Source organism: Chamaesiphon sp. OTE_20_metabat_361 (assembly GCF_031364565.1).
On the sequence record NZ_JANLWO010000724.1, the window covers coordinates 1 to 2,018 of the forward strand.

General features: G+C 45.5%; 2 pseudogenes. One reads left to right on the plus strand and one right to left on the minus strand.

Annotated features, from left to right (window positions below):
* Positions 1-138: 138 nt before the first annotated feature.
* A pseudogene (locus RMO35_RS25430) lies at positions 139-1,502 on the minus strand (helix-hairpin-helix domain-containing protein); the annotation flags it as partial.
* Positions 1,503-1,551: 49 nt separating this feature from the next.
* Between RMO35_RS25430 and RMO35_RS20440 the strand changes: the two are divergent.
* Positions 1,552-2,018, plus strand: a pseudogene (locus RMO35_RS20440) (phosphoesterase); the annotation flags it as partial.

Genomic DNA, 2,018 nt, shown 5'->3' on the forward strand with positions numbered 1-2,018 from the left:
CAAAAAGCGCGCAAAGATCTAGCAGCTAAGTTGGCAAAAAAACAGAACTTGCTGGGAATTATTGCCGAAAAACAAGATAATGCATTACGCGATATGTCTGTCGATGATTTGACGAAACTTGTTGATGAACTATAACATTAAAAATAGGTCCAACATTGAAGCCTCATCAACCACGACCGCATCGTGGGGCAAAGGTTCATCTACACCCCTTTTAAACCCTCTCGTTGCCGGATCGAACTCCAACAGACGGTGAATGGTTTTAGCCTCGATTCCCGCCATTTCTGACAGCCTCTGAGCAGCTCTTCCCGTCGGTGCAGCGAGAGCGATTTTCTTACCCATAGCTTTCCACAGCGCAACGATGGTACGGGTGATGATTCTCACAGCCTGGGCCACCAGTGAGAATCATCACCCGTTGCGTCGCCGACATCTCCACCGCTTGTTGCTGTTCGGGGGAGAGAGTAATCTTTTGACTTTGAGTAAATCTGTCAATCCAATTGCGGACGCGGGGTAAATCTACTGACTGAGGCTGTTCGAGTAACTTGAGGATGGAAATGGCTAAATTCTGTTCGGTGTAGAAGAAGCTGGGTTGGAATATAAAGGGATTTCTTCAACTGTTTCCAGAATTAAATCCTGTTGCACACTCATTTCACGCAACATTTATAACACCGCATTCTCAGTCGCGGTATGTTCTTGAGTCGTAAGTTTTGTCGTCGCCGCTGTTAATAATTCCGGTTGAGGTAAAAAACAATGCCCATCTTCGGCGGCTTCACTCAAAACGTGTTTGATGCCAGCTCGATAACGGAACGTAGAAGCCGGATCTACTCCTAAATTTCGAGCGATGAGATCGGCAGTCAGGAAGCCAATCCCAAAGATGTCTTCTGATAATTGATAGGGATTGTTCGTGACAACATCGATTCTCTTCCGAGAGGCTACGCCAACGATTTATCCCCATACTGCTTGAAGATTTTGACCGCATAGGTAGTCGAAACTCCATGAGTCTGGAGAAACAGCATCACCTCCTTAATGGCTTTCTGTTCCACCCAGGCGCGTTGAATCATCTTGACTCGCTTCTTACCGATCCCTGGAACTTCGATTAATCTATCGCTATCCTGTTCGATAATTTCTAAAGTATCTAGCGCGAAATGAGCGACAATCCTTTTAGCGGTAACAGAACCGACTCCTTTTATCAATCCACTTCCCAAATACTTCTCAATCCCCGTCAGCGTTGCAGGTTTGGTTTCGCTGTATTTGATAACTTGAAATTGCTGTCCGTATTGCAGATGTTCTTTCCAAGTACCCTGGAGTTGGAGGGTTTGTCCGGCTTGAATATTAGCAAAGTTACCGACGATCGTGGTTAACTCGCGAGCGCGGGGTGATTGGAGACGAGCGACGGTGTAGCCACTTTCTTCAGAATGAAAGGTAATCCGCTCTACCACTCCAGTCAGCGAAACCTGGGGTGTAACTGATGAATCGCCTGGTGTATCTGTTTTATAAGTGGACACTACAGTATTGGGGAACTAACAGACATCGATTGTCAGATATTATTTAGCTATGTCAAAAATTTATACCCTCTACCATAATAACTGCCCCGATGGATTTGGCAGTGCCCTTGCCGCTTACTTGAAGTTTGGCGACAACTCCGAATACATCGGTGTCAAACATCAACAAGATCCACCAGAAATGGAACCAGGTTCTGAAGTCTATATTCTCGACTTTAGTTACCCACGACAGGTGATGGAAGAACTGTTAGAACAACACGTCAAAGTCATCACTCTAGACCACCATAAAACTGCTCAAGAAGCCTTATTAGGATTGCGTGGTGCCCTATTCGACATGAATCGATCTGGCTCGATGATTAGCTGGGAATACTTTCATCCAGACAAACCAATTCCAGATTTATTTAGGTACATTCAAGACCGCGATCTGTGGCAATGGAAATTAGAAGGGACTGCCGAAGTTGCCGCTGGACTGCAACTATTGCCCCAAGTATTCGATATCTGGTTGAAATTGTTCACCAC